Origin of the sequence: Brevundimonas huaxiensis, assembly GCF_014218725.1 — a bacterium.
Lineage (GTDB): Bacteria > Pseudomonadota > Alphaproteobacteria > Caulobacterales > Caulobacteraceae > Brevundimonas > Brevundimonas huaxiensis.
Genome location: NZ_JABBJE010000002.1, coordinates 40,552 through 58,257, shown reverse-complemented (window position 1 = coordinate 58,257; position 17,706 = coordinate 40,552). Strand labels below are relative to the sequence as shown.

Below are 17,706 nucleotides of genomic sequence, written 5' to 3'. Positions count from 1 at the left end.
GCAAGGACGGGCCCTTATCGCGTCAGCCCATCAACCGCGTCATCAGGGTCGCCGTGGACGGATCCAGGTTCGCCGAGAGGCCGCCCGCGTCGACGTCCTTCAGGATCGCCTTGGCCAGGACCTTGCCCAGTTCGACGCCCCATTGGTCGAAGCTGTTGATGTCCCAGATCACGCCCTCGACGAAGGTCTTGTGCTCATACAGGGCCAGCAGCGCGCCCAGGGTCTCGGGCGTCAGTCGCTCCATGACGATCGATGTCGACGGACGGTTGCCGGTGAAGGTGCGGTGGGACGCCAGGCGCGTCGCCTCCTCTTCCGACAACCCTTGAGCCAAGCCCTCGGCCTTGGCGGCCTCGGTCGTCTTGCCCAGCATCAGGGCCTGCCCCTGGGCGAGCGCGTTGGACCATAGCGGCGATTCCGGCGCGTCCGCATACGTTCTGGCGACGATCACGAACTCGGCCGGCACGACCTCCGGCCCCTGGTGGATCTGCTGGAAGAAGGCGTGCTGGCCGTTGGTGCCGGGCTCGCCGAAGACGACGGGACAGGTTTGGCGCGTCACCGGCGTACCGTCGCGATGCACCCGCTTGCCGTTCGACTCCATCTCCAGCTGCTGCAGGAAGGACGGCAGACGACGCAGGGCATGGGCGTAGGGGGCGACGGTGCGGGCGGGCCGGTTCAGCCCATCGACGTTGAACACCTGGGCCAGGGCCAGCAGGATCGGCGCGTTCCGCTGCAGCGGCGCCGAGACGAAATGGGCGTCCATTTCTGCGGCGCCCGCCAGCATCCGTTCGAACACGTCCCAGCCCAGGGCGATGGCGCACGACAGGCTGACCGCCGACCACAGGGAATATCGCCCACCGACCCAGTCCCGGAAGGCGAAGGTCCGGCCGCAGCCGAAGGCCGCCGCCTTGTCCGGCGCCGCCGTCACCCCGATGAAGTGTCTGGTCATTCCGTCGGCCGGCAGGGACGCGGCCAGCCAGGCCTTGGCGGCCTCGGCGTTGGCCAGGGTTTCCTGCGTCGTGAAGGTCTTGGACACGACCACCACCAGGGTGGTTTCGGGATCGAGACCCGTCAGCGCCTCGGCCAGGTCGCGCGGGTCGATATTGGCGACGAAGCGAAGGTCGATGGCCGGGTCCAGCGGGCGCAGCGCGTCCCAGACCACGCGCGGCCCCAGGTCCGATCCGCCGATGCCGATATGGACGATGGCCGCGAACCGCTTGCCCGTCGCCCCCGCCTCGGCGCCCGAGCGCACGGCGTCGGCATAGGCCCTCATGTCCGCCCGCACGGCGTCCACCTCGGCCGAGATCGGCTCGCCCAGGGCCTTGAAGTCGGCGCCCGGCGCGGCGCGCAGGGCCGGGTGCAGCACCGCCCGCCCCTCGGTCAGATTGACCGCCTCGCCAGCGAACAGGGCCGCGCGACGTCCCTCGACGTCTGATGCCCTCGCCAGATCGAGGCAGGCGTCGAAGGCGGCCTTGGTCCAGCTCTGTTTCGACAGGTCCAGATAGAGCCCCGCCGCCTCGACCGACATCCGCGCCAGCCGGTCGGGATCGGCGGCGAACTGATCCACGATGCGCGCAGAAGCGGCCTCGGCGGCGGCGTGGTCGAAGGCGGTCCAGGCGGCGTCGCGGGTCATCGTCGTCTCCATCGGGAATGACAGGGTAAACACTCGTTTACGGCTGGGGCGTATTCAGGTTCAACGTCCCAGCGGACGCTGAAACAGGAAGTCACCTCCATGTCCTGCGGCCTTGCTCTCACGATCGCCCTGGCGATGTCCAATCCCTCGGTGGCCCTGGCCGCCGAACAGCCGGCCGCCGCGCCCGGCGCGCCAGTCTCGGTGGCGGGTGAGCCGCTGTTCGCCGACATCATCTCGCGCTCGGCCAGCCTGAAGGCCGTGGTCGACGGTTGGGCCGCCGCCAAGGCCGCCGACGACGCCGCCTTCTTCACCAGCCAGGCCTTCACCGGCTTCAAGGCCCAGGCCGAACAGTTGGCCGCCCTGGACATGCAGGGCCACCTGATCCTGAAGGAACGCGGCACCGACGGCGATCTGAAATGCATCCTGCGCGGCATTTCCGAGGACATGCCCAAGAAGGTTCAGGCCGTTCAGGCCGCCGCCAACCCGGCCGAACGCGCCGTCGCCCTGTCGGAACTGTCCTATCTGCTGAACGACAACGTCGAAGTCATCACCGCCCCGCCCAAGCCGGAAGTCTGATCCGGCTATTATGATCCGTCATTCCGGGGCGTCCGAAGGACGAACCCGGAACCCAGGAGGCGGGCCCGGACGCCTGCCGTTTCCACGATACGCCTCTGGCCCTGGCTTCCGGGTTCCTCGCTGCGCTCAGCCCCGGAATGACGACGGGGGCCGTAACTAAAGGGTGGCCAGCGCCTCCAGCACACCCTTGCCGTAACGATCCAGCTTGGACTGGCCGACGCCGGAAATCGCGCCCAGACTGTTCAGGTCGCCCGGCTCGGCGTGGGCGATCTCCAGCAGCGTCCGGTCCTGGAAAATGACATAGGGCGGGACGTGCTGTTCCGAGGCGCGGTCGCGGCGCCAGGCGCGCAAGGCCTCGAACCGGGCGCGGACGTCCGCGTCCATCGTCTCCAGCGCCGCATTGCGCCCCTCGCCTGATCGGTCACGACGACGCGGGGCCGCATCGGCCCTCAGCGGCGCGCGACGCACCTCGATCTGGCGCTCGCCGCGATAGACGGCGCGCACCGCTTCGGGATCGCCCAGCCCGACCAGCGGCTTGCCGTCGTTGGGATCCTCGGCCAGCAGGCCTTCGAATAGCAGGTGATCGACGATCTCGCGCCAGCTGTTCAGCGAAATCTCGCGCCCGATGCCCCAGGTGGACAGTTGCTGCTCCCACGGCTGCACATCCTTGGTGCGGGCGGTCAGGTGATCGACGACGCGACCCCTCCCGAACCGGCCGCCCAGCCGCTGCACCGCCGCCAGCGCCTTCTGGGCCGGGACGGTCGCATCATAGAGCTGGGGCGGGTCGCCGCAGATGTCGCAGACGCCGCAAGGCTGGGCGTCATGCTCGCCGAAGTATCGCCGCACGGCCTGGGCGCGACAGACGGCGCCGTCCAGCATGGCGAACAGCTGACGGGTTTTGCGCACCTGGACCGATTTGACCTCCTCGGCCATCGGGCGGCTGTCGAGACGACGCAGGGACCAGGCGATGTCGGAGGGGCCATACAGGGTGATGCCCTCGGCCGGTTCGCCGTCGCGACCGCCGCGCCCGATCTCCTGCCAATAGGCCTCCAGGCTGCCCGGCGGATCCGCGTGGATGACGAAGCGGACATCGGCCTTGTCGACGCCCATGCCGAAGGCGATGGTGGCGACCATGACGGCGCCCTCTTCGGCCAGGAAGCGTTCCAGCCGGCGGTCGCGCTCCTTCGTGTCCATGCCGGCGTGATAGGCGATGGCGTTGGTCCCGGCGTCGCGCAGCGCCTGGGCCACGCGGTCGCAGCCGTCGCGGCTGCCGCAATAGACCACGCCCGACTTGCCCCGCCGCTCGCGCACCAGTTCGATGACCCGCGCATCGGTCTTGGCCCGAGACGCGCTTTCCTTGCGCTCGGCCGACAGTTGCAGGTTCGGACGCGCGAAACTGTCGACGAAGACCGTCGCCTCTTCCAGCCGCAGCGAGCGCAGGATGTCGTCGCGGGTGCGGGCGTCGGCGGTGGCGGTGACGGCGATGCGCGGCACGTCGGGGAACCGCTCGGCCAGCAGACCCAGGTTGCGATAGTCGGGGCGGAAGTCGTGGCCCCATTGCGAGACGCAGTGGGCCTCGTCGATGGCGATCAGGCTCAGCGGCAGTTCGGCCAGCCGGTCCATCATGGCGCCCGCCGCCAGGCCTTCGGGCGAGACATAGAGCAGGTCCAGCTCCCCCGACCGCGCCGCCGCCCAGATAGCCGAGCGCTCGTCCAGCGACACGCCGGAATCCAGCCGGGCCGCCGCGACGCCCTGCTGCTTCAACGCCTCGACCTGATCGGTCATCAAGGCGATCAGCGGCGACACCACCAGCCCCAGTCCGGGACGCAGGATGGCGGGGATCTGATAGCAGACGCTCTTGCCGCCGCCGGTCGGCAGGACCGCCAGCACATCCCCGCCCGACAGGATCCGCTCGACCACCCGCCCTTGCAATCCCCGGAAGTCGGCGTGCCCCCAGACGCGCGCCAGCAGCGCCCGCGCGTCGTTCAGGTCAGGGGTATCGGTCGAGGAGAACTGGGGGCGCGTGGCCGGCATCCTTAAGCTGTGCACTCTTTGTTCCCGAACAGAAGACGCCGCCGGCCGCGAAGGCGACCGGCGGCGGCGTCATAGGGAAGGGGTTTTAGTGGGCGGGCGCTTCGGCGAACTGGCCGCCGACGCGGTAGCGCCACAGATAGGACGGGGCGATCGCCGCCATGCCGGCCGGATGGTCGATGCCCAGATCGCTGAGGCCGAACGCATCGGCGGCGACCACATTGTCCTTCTCCAGCATCAGCACCTGATCGCGCGTCAGCGGCGGGGTCAGGCCGACGAACCGGCTCAGTTGCAGCAGCGACCCAAGGAGCTTGGCGACGATGAAGGGCACCGAAACCAGCATCCGGTCGCGGCCCGTCTCACGACGCACCAGCTCCAGCACCTCACGGAAGGTATAGAGGCTCGGCCCGCCCAGTTCATAGGTGCGGCCGGCGGCGTCCGCGCGGGTCACGCCGCGCGCGATGGCCTCGGCGACATCGCCGACATAGACCGGCTGGAACCGGGTCTCGCCGCCGCCGATCAGCGGCAGGGCCGGCGCCATCGTCGCCATGGCGGCGAAGCGATTGAGGAAGCCGTCGCCCGCGCCGAACACCAGCGACGGACGCAGGATCACCGCATCCGGATAGACCGCGCGCACGGCCGCCTCGGCCTTGGCCTTGGTGCGACCATAGGCCGAAGGGCTGGCGGCGTCGGCGCCGATGGCCGAGATCTGGACCAGGCGCTCAACGCCCGCCGCCTTTGCGGCCTCGGCGATGGTCTTGGCCGCCTCGGTGTGAACGGCGTCGAAGCCGCGCTTGCCGCCCGCGTCATGCAGCACGCCGACCAGATTGACGACGGCGTCCGCGCCGCGCACGGCCTGCGCCACATCCGCCGGGTTGGTGATGTCGCAGCGCATGAACTGGATCTGGCCGGGATCGCCCAGCGGCTGGATTTCGATCGCCAGGACCGGGTTGCGCACGGCGACCCGAATGCGCCAGCCGCGACGCGCCAGGGCGCGCACCGCCTGCGACCCGATAAAGCCCGAACCTCCGAAGAGGGTCACGACGCCGGGGGCGAGGTCAGCCATGGGGAAAGCTCCAGTCGAAATCCGTTTCGGCGGGATAGACGATAGGGCGCCGCACCGCAACGCGGGCCTTCACGGTCACGCTGGCGTTCGACGCGCGGCCGCCCATCTGAGGCGGATGAAGCTTTTCACCATTGGCTACGAGGGCGCGACCCAGGCCGACGTCATCGCGCGGTTGAAGACGGCCGGCGTGCAGACCCTGGTCGATGTCCGCGCGGTCGCCGCATCCCGCCGCGCCGGCTTTTCCAAGACGATCCTGGGTGAGAGCCTAAAGGCCGAAGGGATCGACTATGTCCACCTGCGCGGGCTGGGCACGCCGAAGGCTGGACGTGACGCGGCGCGCAAGGGCCGTGTCGACGAGATGCGCGCCATCTTCGCCGATCACCTGGCCGAACCCCAGGCGCAGATCGAGTACGAGCGGCTGAAGGCGCTGGCGGCCGACAGACCCGTCGCCCTGCTGTGCTTCGAGGCAGATCACGCCGGCTGCCACCGCGCCGTCCTGGCGGAACGACTGTCGGCGGAAACCGGCGTGGCGGTCGTGGACCTCTAGGCTTACGGCCGTCCGACCAACTGATCGACCGAACCGCTGGTGACCGGGTGATACAGCGGCCGGGCCTCGGCGTAGATGCGTCGCGCATTGCCGCGCCCCCAGTCGCCCTCGTTCCAGAGGGTCTGGAACAGCGGCAGGACGAACTTGCGACGGCCCTGGCTGGTCAGGAACTTCTCGGCCGTGGCGACCGACGGCTGATAGCGATGCGCCAGGGCGATCTGCAGCCAGGCGAAGGTCAGTTCGGCGTTGCCTTCGTTCGCCAGGTTCAGCGTGCGCTCCAGATCGGCCAGCTGCGCATTCGTCAGCCAGTCGGCGCCCGTCCGCAGGCCCTCGGGACGCCAGCCCAGGAAGCGCTGGCGCTGCTGGGTGTTCCAGTCCGCCCACGGAATGGCCGAGGCCAGTCCCTTGTCCTTGAAGAAGGCGGAGGCGGCCGCATCCACCGGCTCGAAGGCATGGGACACCGGCGCCACGGCGTTGGACGGCAGGCCGGGCTGATAGACCCAGGCGTCCATCTGCAGCTGGCTTTCCAGCGCCGCGTCGCCCTTGATCAGGTTGTCGCGGATGTCCTGCAGGAACATGGCCGTGGTCATCGGACGATAGGCGTTGCGGTCGAAATAGCCGCGCAGCCAGGCGTCGAACCGATCCCGTCCGACGGTGCGTTCGATGGTCCGCAGGAACAGGGCGCCCTTCTCGTAGGCGATGTCGTTCATGCCGTCGTCGGGGTCGCGGCCCTTCAGGTCCAGATGCAGGCGGGTGTCCGCCGCCGGCAGGGACTTCAGCGTGTCTTGAAGACTATCCCAGCCCAGCACCTGCTCCTGCATGGCGCGGTCATGGCCATAGACCGACTCCATGATCCGGTTCTCGAAATAGACGGTGAAGCCCTCGTTCAGCCAGAAGTCGTTCCAGGTCGCATTGGTGACCAGATTGCCCGACCAGGAGTGCGCCAGCTCGTGCGCGACCAGCGACACCAGCGAGCGATCGCCGGCGATAATGGTCGGGGTGGCGAAGGTCAGTTTCGGGTTCTCCATCCCGCCGAACGGGAAGGAGGGCGGCAGGACCAAGAGGTCGTAGCGGCCCCAGCGATACGGGCCGTACAGCTTCTCGGCCGCCGTCACCATCTGGGCGGTCGGTTCCAGCTCCCACTGGGCGGCGCGCAGGCGGCTGGGCTCGGTCCAGACCCCGGTGCGGCCGTCGAACGGGGCAAAGGCGATGTCGCCGACGCCCAGCGCGATCAGATAGGGCGGGATCGGATTGTCCATCCGGAAGCGCCAGGTCTTCATGCCGTTTGCGGCCCGCTCGCCGTTCGGCGTCAGGTGATCGGCGCTCATGACCACGGTCAGGTCTTCGGGCGCGGTGATGCGGGCGGAATAGGTCTGACGGATGCCGGGGCTGTCCTGGGTCGGCACCCAGGTGCGGGTCAGGATCGCCTGGCCCTGGCTGAACAGATAGGGCTTTTGTCCGCCCGCCGTCTGGCTGGGGTTCAGCCATTGCAGCGCCGCCGCATTCGGGCGGGTGGAATAGCGGATGGTGATCTTGCGTCGCTCATTGGCGGCGAAGGCCGGGAAATAGACCGTCAGCGGCTGGCCCAGGATCGGGTCGCTGTCGCCGACGACATAGCGCAGCGGCTGGCCCGCCGCGTCGCGCACGTCCTGAATGTCCAGATCGCGGATATCCAGCACGATCTCGTTGGCGCCCGGGATCGCCAGGATGTCCAGGGTCGCCGTGCCCGCCAGGGTTTTGGCGTTGAAGTCGGCGGTCAGGTCCAGGGCGACATCGACGACGCGGGCGATCTCGGGCCGGGCGTGGGTGTGGACGTCCACCGCTTCGGGACCGGGCGCCGGGGCGATGGCGGGCGGGGTCATGGCCGACCCTCCCGTCGTGGTGGAGCAGGCGCTCAGACCCATGGCCGCGGCCAGGGCGAGGGCGGAGACGAGACCTAGCGCTTTGCGCGTCATCGAGGTTTTCCTGGGCTGATCTTGACGATTGGCCCGGAGAACGCGCGGAAACGCGAAAAAGATCAAGCCTTGGCGGCGACCGGCGCGTGATGGGCCCGGAACAGCCGACCCCGCTCGGCGAACAGCACCCAGGCCAGGGCGATCAAACCAAAGACGGTGAAGCCGATCGACATCGGAATGGTCGTGCCGTTGAACTGTTGACCCACGGCAAAGCCCAAGAGAGAGCCGACGATGGTGGAGACGAACCCCTGGATCGAGGCCGCCGTGCCCGCGATCTTGCCCATCGTCTCCATGGCCATCGATCCGAAATTGCCCGCGATCAGACCGAAACAGAACATGGTCAGCGTCTGCAGCACTGCAAAGGTCCAGATCGATTCATGACCGCTGATCGCCACCACCGCATGGATGGCCGCGATGCTGGTGAAGCCGATCAGGGCCGTGTGCGAAATCCGGCGCGACCCCAGCTTCACCACCAGACGCGCATTGACGATCGAGGCCACGGCGATGCCGCCCGCGATCAGGGCGAAGATGGCCGGGAACGCCGCCTCGGCGTGAAAGACGTCGGCGAAGATCTGCTGCGACGAGTTGATGAAGCCGAACAGGGCCCCGGTGATCGCCGTCATGGCCAAGGTATAGCCGACGGCCGTGCGATCGGTCAGGGCGATCTTGTAGGCTGCGGTCAGCCGCTTGACCTGGATCGGCAGGCGATCCTCGGGCTTCAGCGTCTCGGGCAGACGCAACGACGCCCAGACGATCAGGCCGACCCCGATCAGGCCCAGCCCGGCGAAGATCCAGCGCCACGGCCCGACCAGCATGATCATCTGACCCAGCGACGGCGCCAGGATCGGCACGCCCAGGAAGACCAGGAAGCTGAACGACATGACCCGCGCCATGGTGCGCCCCTCATATCGGTCGCGCACGATGGAGACGGCCAGCACGCGGGTGCAGGCGCTGCCCAGACCCTGGCCGACGCGGGCCATGATCAGCGTCTCGAAGGTCGGGGCCAGGGTCGCCAGCAGGCTGAACATCACATAGACGCCGACGCCGAACAGCAGGACGGGTTTTCGGCCGAACCGATCCGCCAACGGACCGTAGAACAGCTGCGCCCCGCCGAAGCCCAGCAGATAGGCCGTCACCACCCATTGCCGGTCGTTGTCGGTCGCCACGTTCAGGTCGGCGCCGATGTGCGGCAGGGCCGGCAGCATGGAATCGATCGCCAGCGCATTCAGCGCCATCATCAGGGCGATGAGACAGACGAACTCGACGAAGCCGAGGTCCTTCTTGGCGGGCGCTGAAGCAAGGGAAGAAGACATCCGGGCCAGATGCGCCGTCACGCCCCGATCCGCAACCGCACGCCCGTCATAAATTGCTGCAATGCAGCGAAATCGGGTTTGAACGGGCGGCGCCTCGCCAAAGCCGCGAAGCTTCGCTAGAGGAAGTCATGACAGAACAGATGACAGCACAGGCGGCGCTGGACCGCCTCGAAACCCTCTACACCCAATCCGTGACCAACCTGCGCGACGCCGTGCGGGATTTCGTCAACACCGGCGCGCGGCCCGATCCGGTCAAACGCGCCGAAGGGGTGTTCGCCTATCCCGAACTTCGCATTCGCTGGGACGGGGATCGCCCCCAGGACCTGGAGCCGCGGGCCTACGCCCGGCTGTCGAGACAGGGCAGCTATTCGACCACGGTCACGCGGCCCGACCTGTTCCGCCCCTATCTGACCGAACAGCTGGGCCTCTTGGAGCAGGAATATAACGCGACCTTCGAGGTCGGCGTCTCGCGCCAGGAGATCCCCTTCCCCTATGTGACCGACGGCCTGGAGGTCGCGCTGGACCGGTCGATGACAGCGGCCTTGGCGCGCTGGTTCCCCACCACGGACCTGGCCCATATCGGCGACGAGATCGCCGACGGCCTGTTCGAAATGGGCGGCGACTTCCCCCTGTCGCACTTCGACGGCCTGCGGACCGACTTCTCGCTGGCGCGGCTGAAACACTACACCGGCACGCCGGTGGACGACGTTCAGTCCTATGTCCTGTTCACCAACTACAATCGTTACGTCGATGAGTTCGTGCGTTGGGCCATCGAGCAGCTTCGGACGCCCGGCTCGCCGTATCAGACCCTGTCCTGCGCCGGCGGCGTGGTGATTACGCGCGACACGCCCAACCCCGAGGCGGCGATCAGCGACACGGCCTGGAAGAAGCACCAGATGCCGGCCTATCACCTCACCGCGCCGGGCCATAAGGGCGTGACCCTGGTCAACATCGGCGTCGGCCCGTCCAACGCCAAGACGATCACGGATCACCTGGCGGTCACCCGTCCGCACGTCTGGCTGATGATCGGTCATTGCGGGGGCCTGCGCGCCAGCCAGACCATCGGCGACTACGTCCTGGCCCACGCCTATCTGCGCGACGATCACGTGCTGGACGCGGTCCTGCCGCCCGACATTCCGATCCCGTCGATCGCCGAGGTCCAGCGCGCGCTCTATGACGCCACCAAGTCGGTCAGCGGCATGCCCGGCGACGAGGTCAAGCTGCGCCTGCGCACCGGCACCGTCGTCACCACCGACGACCGGAACTGGGAGCTGCGCTACTCCAAATCGGCCCTGCGCTTCAACCAGTCCAGAGCCGTCGCCATCGACATGGAAAGCGCCACCATCGCGGCCCAGGGCTATCGCTTCCGCGTGCCCTACGGCACGCTGCTCTGCGTCTCGGACAAGCCGCTGCACGGCGAGATCAAATTGCCGGGTCAGGCCAACCGCTTCTACGAAGGTTCGATCTCCGAACACCTGCAGATCGGCATTCAGGCGGTGGACCTGATGCGCAGCGAAGGATCCAAGCTGCACTCACGCAAACTGCGCGCCTTCGACGAGCCGCCGTTCCGGTAGGCGAGAAAGTCTCCTCCCCACAGCGTGGGGAGGGGGACCGCGAAGCGGTGGAGGGGTTGTTGAAGTCCCACCGACGGCTGCGATGCGGGAAAGAATCCCTCCGTCTCTCCGCTACGCTTCGAGCCACCTCCCCGCTTCGCAGGGAGGAGACCGATCTGAGGTCTCTAGACCGCCGCCTTCTCCAAGGCGCCCGGCTCGACCGGGCTGGGCGCGGTGTTCGCCTTGCGGGTATCCTGACGGCGCGGCAGGCGCCAGACCTGGTGCGAGCGATAGCTGGTTCCATCCCAGGCCAGGGCCGTCACGGTGATGGTCTTGGCGTCCCAGTCGATCTGGTTGAAGCCGGGCGGCGCGCCGCGCTCGCGGTGCGACAGCGTCCCGCAGCCGACGGCGTAGGAGCAACGATCCGCCAGCGGGATCGGCATGGCGAACGGCACATGGACGTGGCCGGTCATGATCAGATCGACGCCCGCCTCGGCGAAGATCAGGGCCGCCTCGTCGCCGCGCTTGACGTCGCCGGTCATCGGCGTGCCCACCATCTCGATCAGCGGATGGTGGCAGGCCAGGATTCGCAGCGCGCCGATCGGCGCCTGACGCAGGGCCTCGGCCGCACGCCGCGTCTGATCCAGATCGATCACGCCCTTGGACCAGTTGGGCCGCGCCTGCCAGCCGCGCGCGGTGACGACGCCGCGCACCATGACCGCATCGCTGCAGAACTGGCCGTCGTGGGCCGGAAAGCCGGTCGCCGTCTCGAACGCCCGCCAGGGATGGAACACCCGCGCGATGGCGTCCCAATAGGGCACGTCGTGATTGCCGACGATGACGAAGCGCGGCTCGGGCATGGCCCGCATCCATTCGCCGGCGGCCTTGAACTCGTCGGGAAACCCCTTCTGGGTGATGTCGCCGGTGATCAGAACCAGATCGTTCGGCGTGGCGTGGGCGTATTCCAGAGCGGCGGCGCAGGCGCGTTTGTGCTCGCAGCCGAAATGGACGTCGGAGAACTGAAGAACGCGTCCCATCAGACGCTGTCCTCGGCCGAGGGCGGCTTGGGAGCCAGCGCTTTGAAGGCCTTGGGCACGAAGCGGATCACGGCCTCGGGCTTGAGCAGCAGCGGCTCGCCGTCGATCACGGCCGGGATCTTCGATCGCGCTCGCACCTCGATCCGTTTCGCCGGGCGGGTCGAGACGGCCGGATCCTGGCGCCAATCGCTGAACAGCGCCGTCGCGGCCAGGCGGAAGGCCTGGGTCGTGTCGCTGGGATCCATGGCCGCGGCTTCCAGGCCGACGGGATCCTCCATCGCCTTGGAGATCATCGGGCTGATCAGCACGAGCGCCTCGGTGCGTCGTTTCTCGCCGCCATCCAGGGTGAACCGCAGACGACCGGAAAAGGCGCGTTTCAGAGCGCGGCGGCCGTATTGCCAGGCCAGCTTGATCTTGCCGGTCCGCATCGCCTCGCGCGCCGGGGCCCACAACGCCGGCGATCCCAGAATGGCGGCGCAATAGAAGTATTCGCCCTGAACCTCGCCGCCTGAAACAGCCTGGGGCTCGCCTTCCTCCAGCGCCCGCTTCAGCGCCAGCTTCCAGTCGGCGGTGCCGTAAAGCGCCTTGGGCAACATGTTCATCGTGCCGCCCGGCAAGGGGGCGATCATCGGACCGTCCGGCTTGGCCTTGGACGCCACCGAGCGCGCCGTGCCGTCGCCGGCCAGAACGAAGATCACATCCGGCTTGGCGTCGAACGCCTCCGCGATCGTCTTGTCGAAGTCGCCGCCGCCCAGCGTCATGACCTCGGCCTTCAGATCATAGTCGGCCAGGATCGCCTCGGCCTCGCCCGCCGCGCGCGGTCCCACGCTGCCGGACAGCGGATTGACCAGCATCACGACGTGCCGGATCTGAGAGCGAATGGACGGCGCGCAGCGCACGTCTGTTTCGGGCGTATCGGGAGCAGCGACATCGGTCATGGCGGCCGAACGCCCCGCAGACGCCGTCGTTCCGCCCAAGCGTCACCATAGTTGCCGATGCAGTCTGTCGGTGCGGAACCTATGCCGCGAGGACACGTTTGCTGCCCACAGGGGCCAACACCCAGGGACAAAGGAATTCATCATGAAAAAGGCGATTATCGCGATTGCCGGCGCCGGCCTGCTGGCTTCGGCCTGCGCCAGCGACCCGTACGGCTATAACAACGGCTCGAACGAAACCGTCCGCCAAGGCGCCATCGGCGCCGGTCTGGGCGCTGTCGCCGGCGCCATCATCGGCAACAACGTCGGCGGCGGCAATGCTGCGACCGGCGCCCTGATCGGTGGCGCCCTGGGTGGCACCGCCGGCGCCATTCGCGGATCCAACCAGGACCGCAACAACCAGCAGCGTTATCGCGACAGCCAAGGTCGCTACTACTACTGCTACGACAACCGTCAGGACGAGTGCTACTGGGACAACGGTCAACGCCGTTATTGATCAGTGATCAAATGCCGGTCGCGAAGGTCCGCGACCGGCGTTAGGTTGAAGAGGCGGCCTGTCGGACGACGGGCCGCCTCTTTTGCGTAATGGGCCGGCCGAGCCGGAGGAGGGCTGAAATGAAGCGATCGATGGGTCTGGCTGTGGCGGCCATGGGTGTGCTGGCGGCGTGCGCGCCGATGCCCAAGCGCGAGGCGCTGGTGGTGGGCGAATCGCTGTGCGCGCCGGGGCGGTTCGATATCTATTTCCTGGAAAACCAGGCGCGGCTGACCGAGCCGGCGGCGATGGTGCTGAAGGCGGCGGCGACCAAGGCGAAGGATTGCGACGTGCGCAAGGTGCGCGTGGTGGGCCTGGCCGACGCCACGGGAACGCCCGAAGCCAATCTGAACCTGTCGCAGCGGCGCGCGCGGACCGTGGTCGAGGCGCTGACTCAGGCGGGCATGCCCGCGCCGATCTTCGAGCTGAACGCCGCAGGCGATGCGGGCGCCACAACGGCAGCCGGCAATGACGAACCGCTGCGGCGCCGCGCGGAAGTGATCTACGAGGCCTATCCGCGCTGATCGACGCGGGGGCGGGCGAAGCGATGGCGCGGGGACGCGTGACGCATTAGGTTGCGGCGCTCCCCTCGCCTGCCGGAACACGCGTTTGCGCCTCTTCGCCCTTCTCCTCGGCCTGCTGTTCAGTTTGACGGGCGTTTCGGCGGCCGTCGCCCAGCCGGTGCAGGCCCAGCCCACGGGCGTCGTCGCCTTCGGGCCGCAGCGGACCGAGCGGATCGAGGCCGAACTGGTCCCGATGTCGCAATGGGTCGCGCCCGGTTCGACGACCGTTGTGGCGGTGCGCCAGAAGATCGCGCCCGGCTGGCACACCTATTGGCGCAATCCGGGCGACAGCGGCGGTGCGACCAGCCTGATCTGGACCCTGCCCGCCGGGGTGACCGCCGATCCGATCCTGTGGCCCCTGCCCAGCCGCCAGCGGCTGATGAGCCTGATGAATTACGGCTATTCGGGCGCGGTGCTCTTGCCCGTGCCGATCCATGTGCCGCCCACGGCGCGGCCGGGCGAAGTGCTGACCCTGACGACGGATGTGCTGTTCCTGGTGTGCAGCGACCAGATGTGCGTGCCCGAGCCGATGACCCTGTCGCTGGCCCTGCCGGTGCGCGAGGGCGCAGCGCCGCTGGCCAAACCCTGGGGTGAAGAGATCGAGCGGCTGGTCGAAACCGCGCCGCGCCCGGCCGGGATCGAGGCGCGCGTCACGCGTCAGGGCGGCCAACTGATTCTGACCGCCACCGGCGGGCCGCTGATTGGGGCCGACATCGGACAGGTCTATTTCTATCCTTTCGACGGCGGGCGCATCGACCATGCGGCGACCCAGTCGGGCCAGCGGGGACCGAACGGCCTGACCCTGACGCTGACGGCCGGCAAGGATGCCACGCAGACGGCGCTGAGCGGGGTCCTGGCCACCGACAAGGGCGCCTGGGAGGTCACGGCGGAGCCGGGCGCGCCTCTGGCGGGCGCCCAAGGCGGCGCGGCGCTGAAGCCGCTGGACGAGACCACGCCCACGCCGGCGAGAACCGGCGCTCTGGTCTTCCTTCAGACGCTGGGTCTGGCGCTGTTGGGCGGGCTGGTGCTGAACCTGATGCCGTGCGTCTTCCCGGTTCTGGCGATGAAGGCGGCGTCGCTGTCGGCGGCGGCGCATGATCCGGCGCGGGCGCGGCGCGACGGCCTGGCCTTCACCGCCGGGGTGCTGGTCAGCTTCCTGGTTCTGGCCGGCGCCCTGCTGGCGCTGAGGGCGGCGGGTCAGGCGATCGGCTGGGGTTTCCAGCTTCAGTCGCCGGGCGTGGTCGCGGCCCTGGCCCTGGTCATGCTGCTGGTCGGGCTGAACCTGTCGGGAGTCTTCCATGTGGGCGCCGGATTGCAGAACGCGGGGTCCGGCCCCCTGTCGCGCCTGCCCGGTGCGGTAGGCGCCTTCTTCACCGGAGTTCTGGCCGTGGTCGTCGCAGCGCCCTGCACCGCGCCCTTCATGGCCGCAGCGCTCGGCGCGGCCCTGGTCCTGTCCTGGCCGATGGCGCTGGCCGTGTTCCTGGTGCTGGGGCTGGGTCTGGCCCTGCCCTATCTGGCGGTCAGCCTGTCGCCCGGCCTGCTGTCGCGCCTGCCGCGACCCGGCGTCTGGATGGAGCGGCTGAAGGGTCTGCTGGCCTTTCCCATGTATGGGGCGGCGCTGTGGCTGTTGTGGGTGTTCACGCGGCAGGGCGGCGTCGACGCCCTGGGCCTGCTGCTGACAGCGGCGCTGCTGCTGGCTCTGGCGGCCTGGTTGACGGGCCTGGCGCAAGCGGCGCGCCAGCGTGATGAACGGTCGATGCTGACCACGATCTGCGCGATCGTCATCGGCGTTCTGGCGCTGGGCCTGGCAGGCGTTGCGGCCGGTGCGGCGCGAGATATGGACGCCGCGCCTCAAGGCGACAGCGGCCCGCTGGCGGCCCAGCCCTGGTCGGCGGCGGCGGTGAATGCAGCGACCGCGTCGGGGCGACCCGTGCTGGTCAATCTGACCGCCGACTGGTGCGTGACGTGCAAGATCAACGAACGCGCGGCCCTGTCTTCGCCGCGTGTCGCCAAGGCGATGCGCGAAGCGAACGCCGCCTATCTGGTCGGCGACTGGACCCGGCGCGACGACGCCATCACCCGCGAGCTTCAGGCGCATGGGCGTTCAGGCGTGCCGCTGTATCTGCTGTATCGACCGGGCCGGGCCGATCCGGAAATCCTGCCGCAGCTGTTGACCGAGGGCGTGGTCGTGGATGCGCTGAAGGATTGAGCGTCAGCTCAGGAACCGCTGCACCGCCGCCAGAAACCGCTGCGGCTGCTGCATCATCACCTGGTGTTCGGCGCCTTCGATCCGCTCGAACCGGGCCGTGCGCGGCAAGCCTTCGAAGCCGTAGCGATACAGCCCCTCCAGCCGGTTGCGCGGCGCCTCGGGATTGCGGGTCCAGCCATAGACGACGGTGACCGGGGCGGTGATCTCAGACAGGCGGGGGCGCAGATCGACGGTCAGGGCCTCATACAGACCCTGAGCCAGGACGCGCCGGTCGCCGCCCTGAAGCCCCAGCCCCTCGAACACCATGTCGCCGGCCAGACCCATGTCCACGCCAAAGGCCGCGACCTGGGACTTCAGCGCCTGATCGCCGAACAGGAGCAGGGCCTGATAGCCCAGACGGGCCAGGGGCTCGACCTGATCGGATGTGGTGCGGGCATCGATCAGGGACGGGAAGAAGGGCGAGGAATCGACCACCATGACGCGCCCGATCCGGTCGCCCATATCGGCGGCGACGCGCAGGGCGATCTGGCCGCCCAGCGAATGGCCGATCACGGCGGGACGATCGATGCGCTGTTCGCGGATGTAGCGTTCGATCTCGCTGGCGGCGGGGCCGGCCAGACCGCCGCTGACATTGTCGCCGATCTGGGTCTCGCCAAAGCCGCGCAGGGTGACCAGATGCACCCGGTAGCGGTTATCGAGCCGATCCGCCGTCGACCGCCAGGCCGAGCCGGTCGAACCCAGGCCGGGAATGAAGATGATGTCCGGCCCCCGCCCGCGCGTCTCGACGATGATGCGGCTGGAGCTGAAGGCCGGGGCGGCCTGTGACTGCACCTTGGCCTGGACGGCGACCGGGGCGAGGACGAACAGGGTTGCAAGCAGCGAGGCGAGAAGGCGGATCATCATCCGCCCCTAACGCCCGATCACGGCGATCGGTTGACGCGTGCGTGCGACCTATCGCCCCTTGAACTCGGGTTTGCGCTTTTCGACGAAGGCGGACATACCTTCCTTCTGGTCCTCGAAGGCGAACAGGGAGTGGAACAGGCGGCGTTCGAACTGGACTCCTTGCGTCAAGGTCGTCTCCAGCGCGGCGTTGACCATCTCCTTATTGGCAATGATCGCCAGCGGGCTTTGCGAGGCGATTTTGGCGGCGATCTTGCGCGTTTCGTCCAGCAGGGTGTCGTGCGGGAAGACGCGCGAGGCCAGGCCGGCGCGTTCCGCTTCCGCCGCATCCATCATCCGGGCGGTCAGGACCATGTCCATGGCCTTGGACTTGCCCACCAGTCGGGTCAGGCGCTGGGACCCGCCGATGCCCGGCGCGACGCCCAGGTTGATCTCGGGCTGGCCGAACTTCGCCTTGTCCGAGGCGACGATGAAGTCGCACAGCATGGCCAGTTCGCAGCCGCCGCCCAGGGCGAAGCCGTTCACCGCGGCGATGATCGGCTTTCTGAACCGGGTGATGCGGTCGTGACCGAGGGCGAAATAGTTGCCCGTGTACATCTGGGCATAGGTCTGGTCCGCCATCTCCTTGATGTCGGCGCCGGCGGCGAAGGCCTTTTCGCCCGCGCCGGTCAGGATCAGGCAGCGCACGCTGTCGTCATGCTCGACGCTGTCCAGGAAGTCGGCCAGATCCTTGAACAGGGCCGCGTTCAGCGCGTTCAGAGCCTCGGGCCGGTTCAGGGTCACCACCGCATAGCCGTCGGCGTGGCGTTCGATCAGCAGGTTGGAATAGGCGTCGGCCATGGTTGGTCTCCTTTGACGG

15 protein-coding genes are annotated in these 17,706 nt (G+C 68.4%); 6 read left to right on the top strand and 9 right to left on the bottom strand.

Annotation, left to right across the window (positions count from 1 at the left end; translation table 11 throughout):
- Window positions 1-22: 22 nt before the first annotated feature.
- Entirely contained in the window at window positions 23-1,630 is a 1,608-nt protein-coding gene (pgi, locus tag HF680_RS05435; protein ID WP_185224362.1) for a glucose-6-phosphate isomerase, read from the bottom strand.
- A 99-nt stretch (window positions 1,631-1,729) separates the two neighbouring features.
- On the opposite strand from pgi, the gene HF680_RS05430 reads away from it, so the two are divergent.
- On the top strand, window positions 1,730-2,206 hold the full coding sequence (locus HF680_RS05430; RefSeq protein WP_039245799.1) for a hypothetical protein: 477 nt from the start codon (window positions 1,730-1,732) through the stop codon (window positions 2,204-2,206).
- Window positions 2,207-2,362: 156 nt separating this feature from the next.
- On the opposite strand, the gene recQ is transcribed toward HF680_RS05430, so the two are convergent.
- The gene (recQ, locus tag HF680_RS05425; protein ID WP_185224361.1) at window positions 2,363-4,240 is read right to left on the bottom strand and encodes a DNA helicase RecQ; all 1,878 of its coding nucleotides are present in this window, start codon (window positions 4,238-4,240) and stop codon (window positions 2,363-2,365) included.
- 85 nt (window positions 4,241-4,325) lie between these two features.
- Window positions 4,326-5,303, bottom strand: a complete 978-nt coding sequence (locus HF680_RS05420; protein WP_185224360.1) for a complex I NDUFA9 subunit family protein — start codon at window positions 5,301-5,303, stop codon at window positions 4,326-4,328.
- 115 nt (window positions 5,304-5,418) lie between these two features.
- On the opposite strand from HF680_RS05420, the gene HF680_RS05415 reads away from it, so the two are divergent.
- On the top strand, window positions 5,419-5,850 hold the full coding sequence (locus tag HF680_RS05415) for a DUF488 domain-containing protein (RefSeq protein WP_185224359.1): 432 nt from the start codon (window positions 5,419-5,421) through the stop codon (window positions 5,848-5,850).
- 2 nt (window positions 5,851-5,852) lie between these two features.
- On the opposite strand, the gene HF680_RS05410 is transcribed toward HF680_RS05415, so the two are convergent.
- Window positions 5,853-7,805 carry a M1 family metallopeptidase gene (locus tag HF680_RS05410; RefSeq protein ID WP_185224358.1) on the bottom strand — a complete coding sequence of 651 codons (1,953 nt, stop codon included), beginning with the start codon at window positions 7,803-7,805 and terminating at the stop codon, window positions 5,853-5,855.
- A 62-nt stretch (window positions 7,806-7,867) separates the two neighbouring features.
- Window positions 7,868-9,118: a multidrug effflux MFS transporter gene (locus HF680_RS05405; protein ID WP_185224357.1), complete on the bottom strand. Its 1,251-nt coding sequence runs from the start codon at window positions 9,116-9,118 to the stop codon at window positions 7,868-7,870.
- Window positions 9,119-9,246: 128 nt separating this feature from the next.
- On the opposite strand from HF680_RS05405, the gene HF680_RS05400 reads away from it, so the two are divergent.
- Window positions 9,247-10,692, top strand: a complete 1,446-nt coding sequence (locus HF680_RS05400; RefSeq protein WP_017505461.1) for an AMP nucleosidase — start codon at window positions 9,247-9,249, stop codon at window positions 10,690-10,692.
- 164 nt (window positions 10,693-10,856) lie between these two features.
- On the opposite strand, the gene HF680_RS05395 is transcribed toward HF680_RS05400, so the two are convergent.
- Entirely contained in the window at window positions 10,857-11,708 is an 852-nt protein-coding gene (locus HF680_RS05395) for a metallophosphoesterase family protein (protein WP_185224356.1), read from the bottom strand.
- Window positions 11,708-12,646 carry a diacylglycerol/lipid kinase family protein gene (locus tag HF680_RS05390; RefSeq protein WP_185224355.1) on the bottom strand — a complete coding sequence of 313 codons (939 nt, stop codon included), beginning with the start codon at window positions 12,644-12,646 and terminating at the stop codon, window positions 11,708-11,710. Before HF680_RS05390 ends, HF680_RS05395 begins: the two co-directional genes overlap by 1 nt.
- 142 nt (window positions 12,647-12,788) lie before the next feature.
- On the opposite strand from HF680_RS05390, the gene HF680_RS05385 reads away from it, so the two are divergent.
- From HF680_RS05385 to HF680_RS05375, 3 genes are all read left to right on the top strand, one after another.
- Window positions 12,789-13,139, top strand: coding sequence for a glycine zipper domain-containing protein (locus HF680_RS05385; protein WP_066625255.1), 351 nt, complete (start codon window positions 12,789-12,791; stop codon window positions 13,137-13,139).
- A 119-nt stretch (window positions 13,140-13,258) separates the two neighbouring features.
- A complete protein-coding gene (locus tag HF680_RS05380; protein WP_205196069.1) occupies window positions 13,259-13,699 on the top strand; it encodes an OmpA family protein in 441 nt (146 codons plus the stop codon).
- Window positions 13,700-13,784: 85 nt separating this feature from the next.
- Complete coding sequence (locus HF680_RS05375; RefSeq protein WP_276568681.1) at window positions 13,785-15,947, top strand: protein-disulfide reductase DsbD family protein; 2,163 nt, start codon at window positions 13,785-13,787, stop codon at window positions 15,945-15,947.
- Between the two features lie 3 nt (window positions 15,948-15,950).
- Here HF680_RS05375 and HF680_RS05370 read toward each other — a convergent pair whose 3' ends face one another.
- On the bottom strand, window positions 15,951-16,847 hold the full coding sequence (locus HF680_RS05370) for an alpha/beta fold hydrolase (RefSeq protein ID WP_197070948.1): 897 nt from the start codon (window positions 16,845-16,847) through the stop codon (window positions 15,951-15,953).
- Window positions 16,848-16,898: 51 nt separating this feature from the next.
- A complete protein-coding gene (locus tag HF680_RS05365; protein ID WP_045809489.1) occupies window positions 16,899-17,687 on the bottom strand; it encodes an enoyl-CoA hydratase-related protein in 789 nt (262 codons plus the stop codon).
- Between the last annotated feature and the right edge of the window lie 19 nt (window positions 17,688-17,706).

Coding starts and splice junctions, on each gene's coding strand:
- pgi (WP_185224362.1), bottom strand. CDS start 1,630: ATGACCCGCGACGCCGCCTGGACCGCCTTCGACCACGCCGCCGCCGAG.
- HF680_RS05430 (WP_039245799.1), top strand. CDS start 1,730: ATGTCCTGCGGCCTTGCTCTCACGATCGCCCTGGCGATGTCCAATCCC.
- recQ (WP_185224361.1), bottom strand. CDS start 4,240: ATGCCGGCCACGCGCCCCCAGTTCTCCTCGACCGATACCCCTGACCTG.
- HF680_RS05420 (WP_185224360.1), bottom strand. CDS start 5,303: ATGGCTGACCTCGCCCCCGGCGTCGTGACCCTCTTCGGAGGTTCGGGC.
- HF680_RS05415 (WP_185224359.1), top strand. CDS start 5,419: ATGAAGCTTTTCACCATTGGCTACGAGGGCGCGACCCAGGCCGACGTC.
- HF680_RS05410 (WP_185224358.1), bottom strand. CDS start 7,805: ATGACGCGCAAAGCGCTAGGTCTCGTCTCCGCCCTCGCCCTGGCCGCG.
- HF680_RS05405 (WP_185224357.1), bottom strand. CDS start 9,118: ATGTCTTCTTCCCTTGCTTCAGCGCCCGCCAAGAAGGACCTCGGCTTC.
- HF680_RS05400 (WP_017505461.1), top strand. CDS start 9,247: ATGACAGAACAGATGACAGCACAGGCGGCGCTGGACCGCCTCGAAACC.
- HF680_RS05395 (WP_185224356.1), bottom strand. CDS start 11,708: ATGGGACGCGTTCTTCAGTTCTCCGACGTCCATTTCGGCTGCGAGCAC.
- HF680_RS05390 (WP_185224355.1), bottom strand. CDS start 12,646: ATGACCGATGTCGCTGCTCCCGATACGCCCGAAACAGACGTGCGCTGC.
- HF680_RS05385 (WP_066625255.1), top strand. CDS start 12,789: ATGAAAAAGGCGATTATCGCGATTGCCGGCGCCGGCCTGCTGGCTTCG.
- HF680_RS05380 (WP_205196069.1), top strand. CDS start 13,259: ATGAAGCGATCGATGGGTCTGGCTGTGGCGGCCATGGGTGTGCTGGCG.
- HF680_RS05370 (WP_197070948.1), bottom strand. CDS start 16,847: ATGATCCGCCTTCTCGCCTCGCTGCTTGCAACCCTGTTCGTCCTCGCC.
- HF680_RS05365 (WP_045809489.1), bottom strand. CDS start 17,687: ATGGCCGACGCCTATTCCAACCTGCTGATCGAACGCCACGCCGACGGC.